This is a genomic window from Prevotella sp. E9-3 (genome assembly GCF_022024015.1).
GTDB lineage: Bacteria > Bacteroidota > Bacteroidia > Bacteroidales > Bacteroidaceae > Prevotella.
In genome coordinates, this window is record NZ_CP091786.1 from 625,644 (window position 1) to 641,148 (window position 15,505).

Annotated in this window: 4 protein-coding genes; 3 read left to right on the forward strand and 1 reads right to left on the reverse strand. The window is 51.0% G+C overall.

Features of this window, described 5'->3' with window-relative positions:
- The first annotated feature begins 1,113 nt into the window (after nt 1–1,113).
- The 3 genes from clpB (at nt 1,114) to L6475_RS02305 (ending at nt 5,120) form a co-directional block, all read left to right on the forward strand.
- Nucleotides 1,114–3,645, forward strand: a complete 2,532-nt coding sequence (gene clpB, locus L6475_RS02295) for an ATP-dependent chaperone ClpB (RefSeq protein ID WP_237822129.1) — start codon at nt 1,114–1,116, stop codon at nt 3,643–3,645.
- Nucleotides 3,646–3,861: 216 nt separating this feature from the next.
- Nucleotides 3,862–4,566, forward strand: coding sequence for a hypothetical protein (locus L6475_RS02300; protein WP_237822131.1), 705 nt, complete (start codon nt 3,862–3,864; stop codon nt 4,564–4,566).
- 44 nt (nt 4,567–4,610) lie between these two features.
- Complete coding sequence (locus L6475_RS02305) at nt 4,611–5,120, forward strand: hypothetical protein (protein WP_237822133.1); 510 nt, start codon at nt 4,611–4,613, stop codon at nt 5,118–5,120.
- Nucleotides 5,121–6,049: 929 nt separating this feature from the next.
- Here the strand turns inward: L6475_RS02305 and L6475_RS02310 are convergent.
- The gene (locus L6475_RS02310; RefSeq protein ID WP_237822136.1) at nt 6,050–15,496 is read right to left on the reverse strand and encodes a LamG domain-containing protein; all 9,447 of its coding nucleotides are present in this window, start codon (nt 15,494–15,496) and stop codon (nt 6,050–6,052) included.
- Nucleotides 15,497–15,505 lie beyond the last annotated feature (9 nt).

Consider the following 15,505-nt stretch of genomic DNA (forward strand, 5'->3'; position numbering starts at 1 on the left):
GTTAGTTTATATAATGTTCGTTTATTTATTCATTCTCTTTCTTCTCTTTCAGTAGTTTCCAAACGGCTTTGACACCGTTGTGTAATGTTCACGCTAATCGCTTGATATATCTGAGATTAGTTCTTCTTGAGCTGTTTACGCTCACACTTTTAATTTACAAAAATAGAAAAAATAAAATTATGTTAATAGGAATATTAAGACTTGTTATAGAAAATCATACACTTTTTAATGTATTTAACGCAAGTGCAGCATTTGTATTCTTTGGCTTCAACCTTCAGTGGCTTCTTTCTTACCTAAAGAAAATACTCCGTACTTTCAGTATTATTTCTTGTCAGATTCTCCTTTTTTTCCATCTTTTTGCCTTTTGCTTTTTCCTTCTTTTTTTTCGAAAATCAAGACAAATAAAATTCTCAATCTAGAACAATCGCCCCTTGGTTTTGGCCCTCATTTATGTGCTCTCCCTCCATCGTTTGGAGAGAGAAATTACCGATTTTGCTGCTTTTTTCCTACTTTTTCATGGTAAAACGCATATTTTTGCGCATTTTCTCTTGATAGGATGGAATTGTTTTGATGTTGTGGTGAAGTAGCTCTTGTTTTTCACCATAACCGAACTTCCGCTATACTGCAACTGAATGGTAGTTATACTGCAACTGAATGGTAGTTGTTTTGTAACTGAATGGTAGTTGTTTTGTAACTGAATAGTAGTTGCATTGCAATTGAGCGGCAGTTGTAGTATAGCAGAAGTTCTTATGCGGGTGTATGTCAGAAGAATGTTGATATTGTTACAACTGTTTGATATTCAGAAGGTTCTGAAATTTGGTATAACTCGTCAAAACTCGCATATTTCGCCCCACTTTCCGTTTGGTGAATTTGGCGCGAGTTATGGGCCCGATTAAGCATGTAGAAAAGGGGTAAAATTGGTCTATTTTTTAACCATTATCTCAAAGGCTCAAAGTCCACCAGTAAAACCCTGTGACAACTTCGTCTTGTAAGTCGGAAATAAGCGATTGTCATTTTGTCTGTCTTTTCTGTCGTTTTGGCAGTCGAAATGCTGTGGGCATGCTTTTTGAACGCCTGTTAGCAGAATAAATCAAAAATAGAAAGGAGACGATTATGACGTTAGACAAGTTTACAATTAAAGCGCAGGAAACGGTGCAAGCCGCCGTGCAGACCGCACAACGAGGCGGACAGCAGACCATTGAGCCCGTACACCTGCTCGTAGGACTCTTGGACAAGGCTAAGGATGTAACCTCGTTCATCTTCCAGAAACTGGGGGTGAACCCTCAGCAGATACAGATGTTGGCCCAACAGGAACTGCAGCATTTGCCACGTGTGCAGGGTGGGGAGCCCTACCTGAGCAACGATACCAATAAGGTGCTGATGAAGGCTGAAGACCTGTCGAAGGAAATGGGCGACGAGTACGTATCGTGTGAGCCCATTCTGTTGGCTCTCCTCATGGTCAATACCACCGTGAGCCGTATTCTGAAGGATGCCGGGGCCACGGAGAAAGACATGCGGCAGGCCATTCTGGAACTGCGCCGCGGACAAAAGGTGCAGTCGCAGAGTGCCGACGACAACTATCAGTCGCTGGAGAAATATGCGAAGAACCTGGTGACCCTGGCACGTTCGGGCAAGCTGGACCCGGTGATAGGCCGTGACGAAGAGATTCGCCGCGTGTTACAGATTCTGTCGCGCCGTACTAAGAACAATCCTATATTGATAGGTGAGCCGGGTACGGGTAAGACGGCCATCGTGGAAGGACTGGCCGGACGTATAGTGCGCGGCGATGTGCCCGAGAACCTGAAAGACAAGCAGCTCTACTCGCTCGACATGGGTGCGCTGGTGGCTGGCGCTAAATATAAAGGTGAGTTTGAGGAGCGACTGAAGGGTGTCATCAATGAGGTGACGCAGTCCGACGGCCGCATCATCCTCTTCATCGACGAGATTCACACGCTGGTGGGTGCCGGCGGTGGTGAGGGTGCCATGGACGCTGCCAACATCCTGAAACCAGCGCTGGCCCGTGGCGAACTGAGGGCTATCGGTGCCACCACGCTCAACGAATATCAGAAATATTTTGAAAAGGACAAGGCCTTGGAACGCCGTTTCCAGACGGTGATGGTGGACGAGCCCGACGAGCTGTCGGCTATCTCTATTCTCCGTGGTCTGAAAGAGCGCTATGAGAACCATCATAAGGTGCGCATTCAGGACGATGCCTGTATAGCCGCCGTGCAACTCTCAGAACGCTATATCACGGAGCGATTCCTGCCCGACAAGGCTATCGACCTGATGGATGAGGCTGCCGCCAAACTGCGCATGGAGCGCGATTCGGTGCCCGAAGAGCTGGACGAAATTATGCGACGTAGGGCGCAGTTGGAGATTGAACGGTCGGCCATCTCAAGGGAGTTCTCCGATAATTCAGTAAATTCCGAGAACTCCGACAAACTCACCCAACTTGACAAGGAGATTGCCGAACTGAAAGAGCAGGAGACTCAGTTACGCGCCAAGTGGGAAGGTGAACGCCAGCTCATCAACAAGATTCAGCAAGACAAGCAGGAGATAGAAAACCTGAAACTGGAGGCTGAGCGTGCCGAGCGCGAAGGAGACTATGGTAGGGTGGCCGAGATTCGCTACTCTAAACTCAAGGCACTTGAGGATCATATTGCCCAGCAACTCTCAACTCTCAACTCTCAACTCTCAACTCGAATGGTGCGCGAAGAGGTCACTGCCGACGATATTGCCGAGGTGGTGAGCCGATGGACGGGCATCCCCGTGAACCGAATGATGCAGAGCGAGCGAGAGAAACTGCTGCACCTGGAGGACGAACTGCACAAGCGTGTGATAGGACAGAACGAGGCCATCACTGCCGTCTCGGATGCAGTGCGCCGTTCGCGTGCCGGACTGCAAGACCCCAAGCGACCTATTGCCTCGTTTATCTTTCTGGGCACCACCGGTGTGGGAAAGACAGAACTGGCCAAGGCACTGGCCGAATACCTGTTCAACGACGAGACGATGATGACGCGTATCGATATGTCGGAGTATCAGGAGAAGCATACCGTGAGCCGACTGATTGGTGCACCTCCAGGATATGTGGGCTATGATGAGGGCGGACAACTGACCGAGGCCGTGCGGCGTAAACCATATTCGGTGCTGCTGTTCGATGAGATTGAAAAGGCTCACCCCGATGTGTTCAATATCCTGTTGCAGGTGTTGGACGACGGTAGGTTGACCGACAACAAGGGGCGTACGGCCGACTTCAAGAACACCATCATCATCATGACCTCGAATGCCACACGCGAGCAGTTGCGAATGACCATGCGTCCGGAGTTCCTGAATCGTATAGACGAGATCATCACTTTCCAGCAACTCTCAGAGGACGAGATAGCTCAGGTGGTGCGCCTGCAACTCAACCGGGTTAAGCAGATGCTCGACGTACAGGGAGTCCGGCTCGATGCTACCGACCATGCCGTGAAATGGCTGGCCCATGAGGGCTACGACCCAGAGTTCGGTGCCCGTCCTGTGAAGCGCGCCATTCAGCAGTACGTGCTCAACGACCTGTCTAAGCGTCTGCTGGCCGACGAGATAGACCGCTCAAAGCCTATCATCATCGATGAGTTCGGCGAAGGCCTCGTATTTAGGAATAACTGATAAATGATTACTGATAAAAAATACCTGACTGGCATCGGCCAATCAGGTATTTTTTTTCGACCTGCACGGTCGAAATTGTTTAGGAATATTTTGTTATTCGGTATTTTTCATTACCTTTGCAATCACTATACTAGTGCACGAGAGTGGTCACTCCACTTTCATCTTCTTTTCTGTAAATAGTTATCTAATAGTTTTACTAATATTAATAAAGCAACTATGAAAAAGTTTATTTTGATGGCCTTGCTTGCCACCTTTGGCAGCGTGGCACACACCATGGCACAAGGCAACATTGTGAGATCAAAGAGCCGTTTGGTGGTGGTTCAAGAGAGAGAAAAAGGTCCGCGCACATTTATGTGGACTGCACGGTTAGGCGCCTCATTGGATAGCCACAACAGTAGTGATCTGGGCAGTGACCTCGGTTTCTACGGAGGTTTTGGCTTTACTCATTATGTAGGAGGTACTACGAGCGAAGGACTGTTCTGGGGTATTGAGGCACAGGGAATTTCGAATAATGCTGTGCTGAAACCAGCGTCTGACAAATCGAATTTCAACTTCGGTATCGTTGGTCAGCCGCGTATCGGCTATAAGTTCCCCGTCGGTGAGAAAATGGCGATAGCTCCTTATGTTGGAGGCTTTGTAGGAGTTATGTTGGAAGGTGATAGTCAGGAGTGGGATGGTCGTCCGTATGATAATGGCTCCTCTTATACATATTATACAAGGGTGAAATATAAGGCTGGTGAAGAAGTGGCCTATGGCGCTACCTTTGGTATCGACTTTTTCCTTACGAAGAGTTTCTTCCTGAATCTTGAGCTAAAGAAAAGCTTCGCCGAAGATGCTTATATAAGAGAAATGTATCCTTACAATAACAAGGAAACGTTCTCTCTGACAAAGTTGAATTTTGGTATTGGATTCCAATTCTAATAAATGAATAATTATTTTCAATTCTAACAAAAAAACAAACGCTTATGAAAAAGATTATGCTTACCGCTCTGTTTGGAGCAATGTTTGTGATGGGCGCTTCAGCCCAGAAAGTCAACCAAGTGCAGTATCAGGAGACAGAGGCCAACCTGTTGGGTGTAACGGCCAATGCTGCTGTGAGACCGTTGACCGTGGAGTTGAAAATTAAGAGTCAACAACGCGTAAGAGAGGTGGTGAAAATACCGCGTACTATTGCCCTCTTTGCCATGAAAGGCGATCCAGCTAACTGGCGCAGCTATGCTGTCTATGAGGTGTCGCGCCGTCAGAACTGCGATATGCTGGTAGCTGCTACGTTCAACATTAAATATGACGAGGTGGCCGGCGACAAGGAGGTAGAGGTAGAAGTGGTAGGCTATCCCGCTGACTTCGCCAACTGGAAGACAGCTACCGATGCAGACCTTGAATGGATTCGTAAGGGCGTCTATACGACATCTGATCGCACAGCCATTTCCGCTGCTGTAAGAACAGAGGTTGAAGACAACGTGAAGAAGCGTTAGGACTAACTCAACGTCCTGTAGTAAGTTATGACTATAAATAGATTGTAGGACGTTACGAATAGAGTAGGAGGAAAACAACTTGGTTTTCCTCCTACTTGTTTTTTATATGGATACCTATTCGGGCTTTGTTCTCTTTCGCATGGGGTACAGACGGACCTTGGACAAGGACGGTCGGATGGAGTATTTGGATATAAAAAACTTCTTTCCAATCAGTATGTGATTTATATACTTGTTTGGAAAGAAGTTCTATTGGTTTGAAATATATTTTAGTTGTATTTCAGAATCTGACCGGGACGCAGACGGACTGTCTTGCTGCCCGGTGCTTCATTCCTGTCAGAGTACACCATCGAAATAGGATAAGCTTATTTAGTAAATACATCAAATATGAAAAAAGCATTCATCGTGATAAAAAATAAAACCGCGAAACGAATGCCGAGAGAAAAACATCTGCTCCCATCTGCTTCCATCTGCTCACGTGACAACTTGTTGATATTCAGCGCGGTAACAGATGGATGCAGGTGAAGCAGATGTTTTGAAAACTTTTTGATAGGTGGATTCTAGACACTGGGAATCCGCCTTTCTCATCGTTTATATTAAATGATACTACGGTTTGTATTGAATGATACCGTCGTTTGTATTGAATGACGGTATGACTCATATCTAACGATGGTGTGATTTGTATCCTTGACTTAGACTTTAGAACTGGGGGCCATTCGTATTTCATCGAACTCACGTCAATTTATTTGGAAGGAATGAAATGTTTTTGTGTCTTTGCACTCGATTTTGCTTGAAAATCGAAAGTTAAATGACTAATGATGTAAAAGATTAAAAAGTTAATTTTCTGCAGAAGCGCGAAAATTAACTTTTTAATCATTTACATCATTTGAACATTCCAGTAAACATTCTTACTGCTTATTGCACATGGTGAATTATTTGACCACTTTCTTGTTTCCACTGCGGAGGTAGACACCCTTGCGTGAAGGCTGGACGCCTATCTTGCGGCCTTGCAGGTCGTACCATTCGCTGTGCTTAGCATCGCCCATGACAGGCAGGATGCCATTCGCTTTCTTTAGGTCGATGACGTATGGCTGCCAAGGCGTACCGACATTGGTGTCGCTGCTGTAGACGATGTTGTCGTCCAAGACGCGAATGTCTCCGTCGATAAAGGCTTGTATCTCCATCTTTTGCCCGCTGCCCTCACCAGCAATGACAAGATAATAGAGACCGCTGTCTGCCTTTGTGGCTGCGCGACATTCACCAGCGATGAAGGCGGCTACCTCGGCCGTATCGACCACTGCCTGCCCGTCAACGAGCTGAACCACTACAGTCATGTTGTCCGGATAGAGGTAGGGGTCAACGGGCGTAAAGACCGTGAGCGGTGCGCGACGCAGCAGGTGGCGCAGCGCCTTGCGGTTGGTGGTGCTGGTCTTGTCGGGATAGACAAACTGCTTCTCCACATCGCTACTGTTGTAGTACATGTAGCCCTTTCCGCTTTCCAGTGCCTTGAGGTTACCTTCCCAGCCTGTGCTTCCATAGATGGCGATACCCGTCTGCGACTTCACTTGGTCACCCCGCTTGGGGTTGGCACCGGCCAGTGCTTCGCGCAGCGTCATCGCCGAGGTGGGCAGATAGCCTATCCAGTTCCATCCCTTATGCAACACGATTGGGGTCTTGCTCAGGTCAACGGCCTGTCCCTTTACGGTCAGTCCGTCGGACAGATCGTAGCTGTAACTGAGCTGTTCGTTGAGCAGTACCTTATACATATTGCCTACTTCCACCTTCAACGGGCCGTACCATTCCACGCCGTTGCAGTAGGCATCGCTCGTGCGGCTCTTGATGATGGTGTTCCAGGTGGTGAGTTCGGGGAATACGGTCAGGGGGCGGGAGTCGGCAGGCGTCACGCTCAGCGACAGCCACGTCCACTTGCTCTGCAGCCAGAGTCTCTGTTCCATCATGTTGCTCTTCGTCCACTTGACGGGACGGTCGAAACTGCCGATGAGTTGGTCGGCATCAAACAGAATGCTGCTGACGGTGGTGCCATCGGTCAATGTGACGTTGGCATCCCTGTAGGCCACGCCCGTGGCTGCATCCCAGATGCGGAAGGTGAGCGACTTGTTGTAGTCGGTAGCGCCATTGCCGAAGATGGTCAGTGTGACAAAGGCTGCCCCGCGTGTCTGCTCAGGTGCTGCCACGCCGCGGCACTCCTCACCGACGAAGGCGGCTACGAGGCTCTCGCTGTTGCTCATCAGGATGCCGTCGAGATAGACCTGACCCACAATGTTCATCGTGTTCTCATACTTCGACGGGTCGACGCTCCAGCTGGGCCGCTCTTCGCGTACGTTCATCACCACACGCAGGGGTTCCATAATCTCGTAGTTGCCTTGCAGACCGATGGTGACATCATAGTCGCCTACGGCTGCCATCGGGTCAACGCGGAAGCGCAGGGTCTTCGTGCTGAGCGGTGCCACGTCGTCGGTGCGCTCACTGCCTTCCAGCGTAAGCCACTGCGGCAGGTTCATCAGCGTGTAGTATTCCGTCTGTCCGCCACGGTTCTCGATGTCGATGTCCAGCGTGTAGTCCGTACCGTATTTCTTGATGATGTTCACGGTGTCCTTCATCCACTTCAGCGTGTTGCGCTGCACGTAGGCCGTCCATCGGATGGGCTCCGACGCGTTGCCGTGCATGTCGTGGATTTTATCTACGGTGATGTTCAGGGTGGTGCCCTCAATATCGCGGGCGTTGATGCCGCTGCCCTCGGTCAGGTTGATAATGACCTTGCGCTCTGAGGCCACTGGCTTGGCAATGAGGCGGCTCTCCACCGGAGCGTTTTTCACCGGCGGTACATCCGTGTTAAACGAATAAACGCTTCCTTCAGGTATCGTCAGACCTTGGCTGACGGAGTTGCCAAGCGAACGGGGTGCCAGGTTCTCGAGCGTTTCCACCTTGGTGCTGACGCCATCCACCGTGCCTGCCTTCTCGAAGGGGTAGTAGGCTACCAGTCCGCGTGAATAGTGATCGGTGGTGTCGATACAGTTGTAGATATTGTTCAGCAGATGGCTCTCTGAGAGTGTGGCATGCCAGATGCGCACTTCATCGACCATGGCCGATGTGGCTCCCTTGGCCACGCTGAGCACAGCACCCTCTAACGACGGTATGTCGGCTTCGGCCATGACGGCCGTGCGCTGACCGTTGAAGTAGAACGAGGCCGACTGTCCGCGCACCACGTTCAGTGCCACATGGTTCCACTCCGTATCCCAGATAGCTTCGCTGTTGCCCACCAGGTGTTCCTTGTCGCCGTAGCGCAGCACCCAGTCGTAGTCATGGGTGAAGTAGAGCCCGATGCGTTGGTTCTGGTTCTGTCCCACTTCAAACACCGTAAGTTCCTGCTGATCTTTCGGTCGTTGCGATGAGTTGTACCACATCTCCAAAACGTAGCTATCGCCTGGTCGGGTATTGATCTGCGTGATATCGATGTCAGCTCCCTTTTCGTCTACCTTCAGGGCATAGTTCTTGTTGTCGCGGAACCAGTATCTGGCGGCGATGTCGTTAATATGGCGTGTGTCGCGAGCCACGGTGCCATGTCCCTCGTCCATGGGCCAATAGTTGGTCAGGCCATAGACGTAGTTGTCCTTCGACTGGTACTTCGTTGCTGCAGCCTCGACGGGGTCTCTGTAGATATTGAAGAGGCTCAGGTCGTGGATGGCACCGGTCATGTTGCCCATATAGAGACGGTTGTCGTTGGAATAGACGTGGCTCATTACGGCACCCTCGGTCACCTTCTGATTGGTAAATAGGCGTAGCGTGGTCTCGTCATACTGTGCCAGCGCCGAGAAAGCCATATCGGCAGCCTTATAGCTCAGCACCACGTAGGTCCATGTGTCCTTGGGAATGACGTCTTCCGACTTCATCTCCATGCCGGCGATGCCTGCCGAGATGTGGCCTTCACTATCCACACTCAGTCCAAGCTGTCCACTGCCTAACTGCAGGATAGTGCCAGCCATCTTCCATCTCATCCAGAAGTCGATGGAGAAGTCGCCATTGAGGAAGACCGGGTTCTCAGAAACCGAAGTGCCGCCTGCGGCTAACAGTTGCAGGGCCACGTCGTGCAGCACTTGCTGACTGTTCAGCTTGGCTGTGACAATGATGTTCTTGTCGGTGACATAGCCTGGCACGATATCCTCGTTGAACTCAATGGCAATATCGTCGCCGTAGCGAAGAATGCCATTGGCAGGTTGCGGCGTGGTGAGCTGACGTGGGGCCACATCATCCTTCACCACCTCAATCTCGTCGCTATACACGGTCACTGGCTCCTCGCCATACATCGTCGTGGTGTAGGCGCGGAAGGTGTAAGTGCCCTGTGGGTAGTCGTTGGCACTGCTCATGTTGTACGACAGGCGCAGGTTGCCAGTGGTGGGTAGCACTTGGTCGCCCTGTTTTGTCGAATCCTTCTTGTTGATATAGAACTGCAGTCCCGAAGGCTGTGTCCATGTGGTAGAGCCTTCGTAGCGGTATTCTACACCAAGCTTCTTCATACCCTTGAACTGGCGGTTGAAGTTGGTCAGCTTGATCTCCAGATTACCCTTGTTGCGCTGCATGTTCTCGATATTAAGCACGGGCTCGGTAATCACAAGGTCGATGGGGCTGGAGCTGGGTTTGAAGTGGGTGTGCAACATTACATAGTCGGCAATGACACCGGGCTGATAGTTCGAGGCAAGCACAATTTTCACGCTGTCGTAGTCGAGTACGCTCTGGTCGGTTTGGTTCACTGTGATTACTTTCTTCACGGTTTCGCCTTGAGGAATCAAAATGGTGTGTCCGTTGCCGAACGATACACCGTCGATACTCAACTTCAAGCCCTTCGTGTTGTCAGCATCCGGTATGATGAGCTGGAAGATGGGGTTGTAGTGCCGGTTTGTGTTACTCTTGTTGGAGAGGAACAGCGTGTATGTGCCCGCTTGTCCTGCAGGCACATCGGTCAGTGTGGCTTCTTTAGCGCTGTTCATACCGTCGACGCTGATGCGTATGTCGGGTTGCTCCATCTGCTCCGATCCATTGCTCAACACGTGCTGGCCCGGCTCGAACCATTTCGTGTATTCCTTACCCTCGTAGGGATTGTAGGTCTGACCGCCAAAAAGCGAGAATACATCACTATAGCCAGCCTGTCCCGAGGGGTATTTGTCGATAGAGAGGTCGGCATCGACGTTGCCATCGGAAAGCACATAATCCCACTCCATCACATTCTTATGGACTACACCGTCAATATCGCTTTGTTCGCGACCCACTTCATTGCTAAGGGTCGAAGATACTCCCCAGTGAACAAAGTTCTTGAAAGTATTTGCCCATGAGTTGTTAAGAATGGCGCTCATCGACCAAGTCGTTTGGCTCTTATGAACCTTGGTGGTGTCCTGGCTCACAGAGTAAGAGTAGGAAGAACCACCGTCGATTGAGAAGTTCTGCCAACCGTTCCAAGGCTGGGATTGGTTGGCTTCGCGGCTCTTCATGGCCATTACCTTGTTCTCCTCGTTGTCGCGGAGCACTTTAATCCAGCTATTGATCTGGTTCGTGCACCATTCCACGCTGTCGACCTCGTTCACATCAACCTCTTGGGGACTAACGGCTATGTAGTTCACGTTCTTCTGATACTCGGTGTTCTTGTCCTTTCCAACCCATGTCAGATAGACGGTTCGCTTGCCCGTGTTCACATAGCTCTGGGCAGCATTCTGGTCGGCCACTTCGGTGAGGTACGACAGGCGCTGGTCCTTCCACTTGGGAATCATCACGTTCTCCAGCTCGTAGGCACTGTAGTTGAATAGTGTTGTCACTTCCTGACCCAGCGACAGGGCATCCACCACATTGAGACCATACTTGCCCTCAAGGTCTTTGACAATGCAGAGGTTGCGGGTCTTTCCCAAGAGCAGGTTGGTGGCTGTTCCCACGAATACATCGCCAGCACTGCCCACATACTGCCATGCCGAACTGGTAGAGATGGCTTGGTTGTAGGTCGTTGTCCATGCTTTTTCATCGGAATCGCCAGTGCGCCAAGTGGCATGGGTACCAACATCCAGTTGGTCGTATACATTGTTCTGCTGTATGTACATAAAGCCCATTCCGGCACCCGCCGTTACAGAAGCTCCGAACAGATTCTTGCACAACAACTGATGATTGCCGATGGCCATGTCGGAACTCATCTCGGTAGTTCCGTTGACGACGGCGCGCTTTAGCGTGGTAGTCGACTTGGCCCCTGGCGGGTCGCGCAATACGAACTGCACCAGGTCAGGTCCCTGCGTCACGAAGTTGTCGCCTTCGGGCAGGTCGCCCAGTACCACAGCGTTCAGTGAGAACGGTTCGTAGGTACGGTCTTTACGTACCAAGAGTATGCTGAAGTTACGGCTGTAGGGAGAGATGATGTTGGGCATGCCTACGCCCCACTTGTAGGTGACGCGACCATTGGCGTCGAGCGTGACCTTGTTTGTCTCTATGTCGTATATCTGACTCACCTGATAACCGGTGGTCGAGTCTTCCACCAGATAGATGACTTTCTGGTTCTCGCCCATCTCGTTGGTCAGCGTAATTTCCTGATCATTCATCGGGATGATATCGTGCACGGGTTCCTGACCGTCGTAGTTGGTGTACTTCTCGTAGCCAAAGATTTCGTAGGTTACGGTCTTGCCCTTCTCGTAGAGCGGATAGCCCAACAGGTAGCTGATGCTGCCATCGCTGTCGTCTTGCTTCCAGATATCGCTGATAGTTGCCGTTTCAGGTGATTCGGCATCGCCGATCGGATAGTCTGTCAGCTCCTGTATGCCAAAGGCTCCCGTCGTGCCATTCATCTTGTCGATTACATCAATCTGGGGTGGGGCAAAGTAGGTGAACAGATGCTTGGTGTGATACTTGTAGGTGTCAGGGCCGAAAAGGAGTGTGGTATCCCTGTCTTCCGGCCGTATTTTGTCGGTGTACTCTTGTATGCCGTTGGTCAGATTGATTTCTGGCAGCGAGAGGAATTCCACGTTGGGGTTGTTGTCCACGCGCACGCTCTTCACCACATATCTCAACGGGGGTAACAGAGCCGAGAACTCACCGGTGAGCGAGTCGGTCCGTATATAGATATATTTAGCATCGTAGCTGGTGCCTGTCCATGAGCGACTGTTGATGCTTGTGGTGTCGCTGGCCCAGGTGCGCTCGCTGGTGGCATCGCTGATGTGGTCGTCTTGGCAGTTCAGCGAGAACGATGCATTATTCAGAGCTAACTGGATGGTGGCCATGCCTATGTTGTTCTTCGATGCAGCGAAGCCCACGACCAGTGTGTCATTGCGCTCACCACCGCCTACACGACCGGTGAAATTGACCAAGGTGATATCACTGAAGTCGTGTGACACGTGCCGGTCGAAGTTGAACGTGCCCTGTGTGGGGAAGCGGCCTCCGTCGGCCAGCGTATGGCCAGCCATCTTAGCCTCAACGAAGTGCTTGCCGATGGGTACTGACAGTTCGTAGTAGCCATCTTCATCGGTCTGCACACTCGCACCGTCCTTGCTCTGCAGAACACCATCAATATAGAGCTGAATACTGTCAGCAGGCACGTTGGTGCCAGCATAGTAGATATGGCCGCTCATCTTGAACGACGACACATCTTCGAAATTGGTGTTGTTGTGTACGAGCGAGTTGCTGTTAAAGAAGAGCAGTCTGCTGCTGGGATTGAATTCGTGGATGCCATGCAGGGGTACTACGGAGTAGGTGGTTCCCTCGCCACTGAACGGTATGCCCTGAATCTGGTAGTTTCCGTTGTCGTCGGTCTTGGCCTTCAGGGTGAGCACACCAGGCGTTACGGTTGAGGCCGTCGTGTTGCTGCCTACGCGACCATGGTGCTGGTGATAGGTGGTGCCGTAGCGCGAATAGTCGAAGAACTGTGTGCGCAAGCCTTCGTCAAAGGTCCAATAGGTCTCCAGGTTCTTCTCGTTGCCTACTAACAGGTGATCGTAGTTTTCCAGAATCTCATCCTCGTTGAGGCACTTCGTCCAGAGGCGGAACTCGTCTACCGAGCCTTTGAAATGACCCAGTTCAAACTGCGTGGAGGAGTTGAGCGTTGAGAATGGAGAGTTTGTAGTTGTCTGGGTCGCTTTCTTCACAATGGGATGGTTGTCAGCGTCCACGTTCACTACATAGCAGGTCAGCGTTGTGCCACTGCGGGTCAGCACCACATGGTTGTAGGCATTCGTTTGCAGCGTGATGCCATCGAAGGTCAGATTGTCGGTGCCATCGCTAAAATACAGCTGTCCGCTGACCGTCATGCCCAGTACGATGTTATTGCCGAAGTCTGCAATCCTGCTGTCGCTGAACGATTCAGGGAGTAACCACATCTGTACCGTGAAATCGTCCGAAGCGAACAGGCTGGCAGCGTAGGCGTCAGAAGGATATTGCCACGTTACCGAACCGTTTACGTCGGTAAAATACATAGAGTGGTACTGTCCCTGGTCGTCGTTGCCAGCATGGGTTCTCGTCATGATGACTTCCACACCTTGTACGGCTGTACCTGATGAACCGTAGGCGATACGGCCCGTCACAGTACCAGTGCTCTTGGCGAAACCAATGCTGGTTATTTCGTTGTTGATGATGGAGCCGTCGGAACACTTGTCCTCAACGGTCACGCGGTAGTCGTAGAAAACACCAGGCAGCGCCGTCTGGTCGTCGTAGGTAAGATAGTCATCGGTACTCGACATGCGGGCCAATACTGCCCAAGGCTCACCTTCCTGTTCTGCCTGCCGGCGTTCCACTATGTAAGTCTTGGTGAGCGTGGAACCCTGCTTGTTGACATGCCACGATAGCTTCACCATACCCTCGTATGCGCCTTTCGTAGCATCGAACTCATAGAACAGCGTGCCGTTGCCAATGGCCTTGGGGTTGATGTTCTCCGAGTTGAGTGTCGTGTTGCCGATGACTCCCTCTATGCGATAGGTTGACGGAGCGCAGGCGTTCAGCGGTTCTTCGGTATAGGGAACGCCCGTCTGTTCGTCAATTTTGTTCTGGCGGTTGGTGTGCTGGTCGGTGGTTCGGTGCTCCCAACGGAAAGAAGTCTGCATGTCGGAGGGCGTAAGGGTATAGATGGGGCTCTCCTCATCGCCCACGTAGATACGGAACTTGTTTCCAAAGCCCGCCACATAGCCGTCCGATGTCCAGACAAATATGATGCGGTCGTCCTGGCATTCTACTTCAAGGTTGTTGATAGGTACGGTGCGTACGGTGCTCACTGTCACCGTGGCTTTCGTGTCGTCGCGCTTGGTGTCTTCGTCCCAGAACTTCGACACATAATAGACATCATATACAGGCGATGACTCGTTAGTAAAGCTGCCATCAGCGTAGGTGTGTACGTTCTGCGGTAGCTTGGCAATCTTTTCGCCGTTGCGATAAACCACCCAATTATAGTCGGTATAGTTGCCGGGAATGGTGCCCACGCTCCACGTCAGGTTCACCTTCTTCTCGGCCTGATTGAACACACCTGTTAGGTCTTTTGCCTTCACGATGGGCGCGTCAATGGAGACTGTCGTACTCCTCGTTTCACTGTAGTCGGCAAAGTCGCCACCGTCAAGATAATACTCTATCTTGTAGTTGCCTACATCCTGACCCATGGGCTTGTCGGCCGTCCACGCACCGTTGTCCACTCTGAACTTGATAGTGCCCCAGTTCTTGTCTGATGCGGTCTTTTTCACCAGTTCCTGCTCCACGCCGTTGAACACAAGACCCGTGGCAAAGGTGGGATCTTCTCTCCACTCCAGCTTTTGCGTGGTGAAATGCTGCTGTATATAGATATAGTCGCCACCGGCGCTTTTGTTCACCTCGCACAGACCGCTGTATTTCGAATTGCGCCAAGAGATGGCTGCTGTCTGTGGGTTGTCGTCTTCGCCATCGCTGCTTGTTGAAAGGGCCGTGATGACACGCTTGGAGTCACCATAGGTTTGCAGGTTGTCGCGTTGGCGCGTGTAATAGAGGAAGATGTAGGCACCTCCTGCATCGCGGTTCAAGTCACCGTTATAGCCTGAGTTGGTGGGCACCCGATAGTAGGTGCGACCTTCAAAGGTGAAGGAGCTGACTTGCTTGTCCGATGCACAGATATCGGTAATGTAGCCCGTCTCTGGATTGATGGTGTTGCTGGTCTTGTAGGCAACATAGACGTCCCAGCCTCCAGCATTCCTGTTCAGGTCTTTGTCGACCACTATCCAACCCTGGTTCCTGTATTCACTCTTCAAAGAATTACCCCCGCCTTTTTTGGTTCCAATGGAGATAATTTCAGTGATATACTCGCCTGCCTGTGCGCTTGTCATTGTCGCAATGAGCATCAGCAGCATCACGACCAGCCGATGCCGGAGGAAATAATTCGTCTTCATATTGTTTTA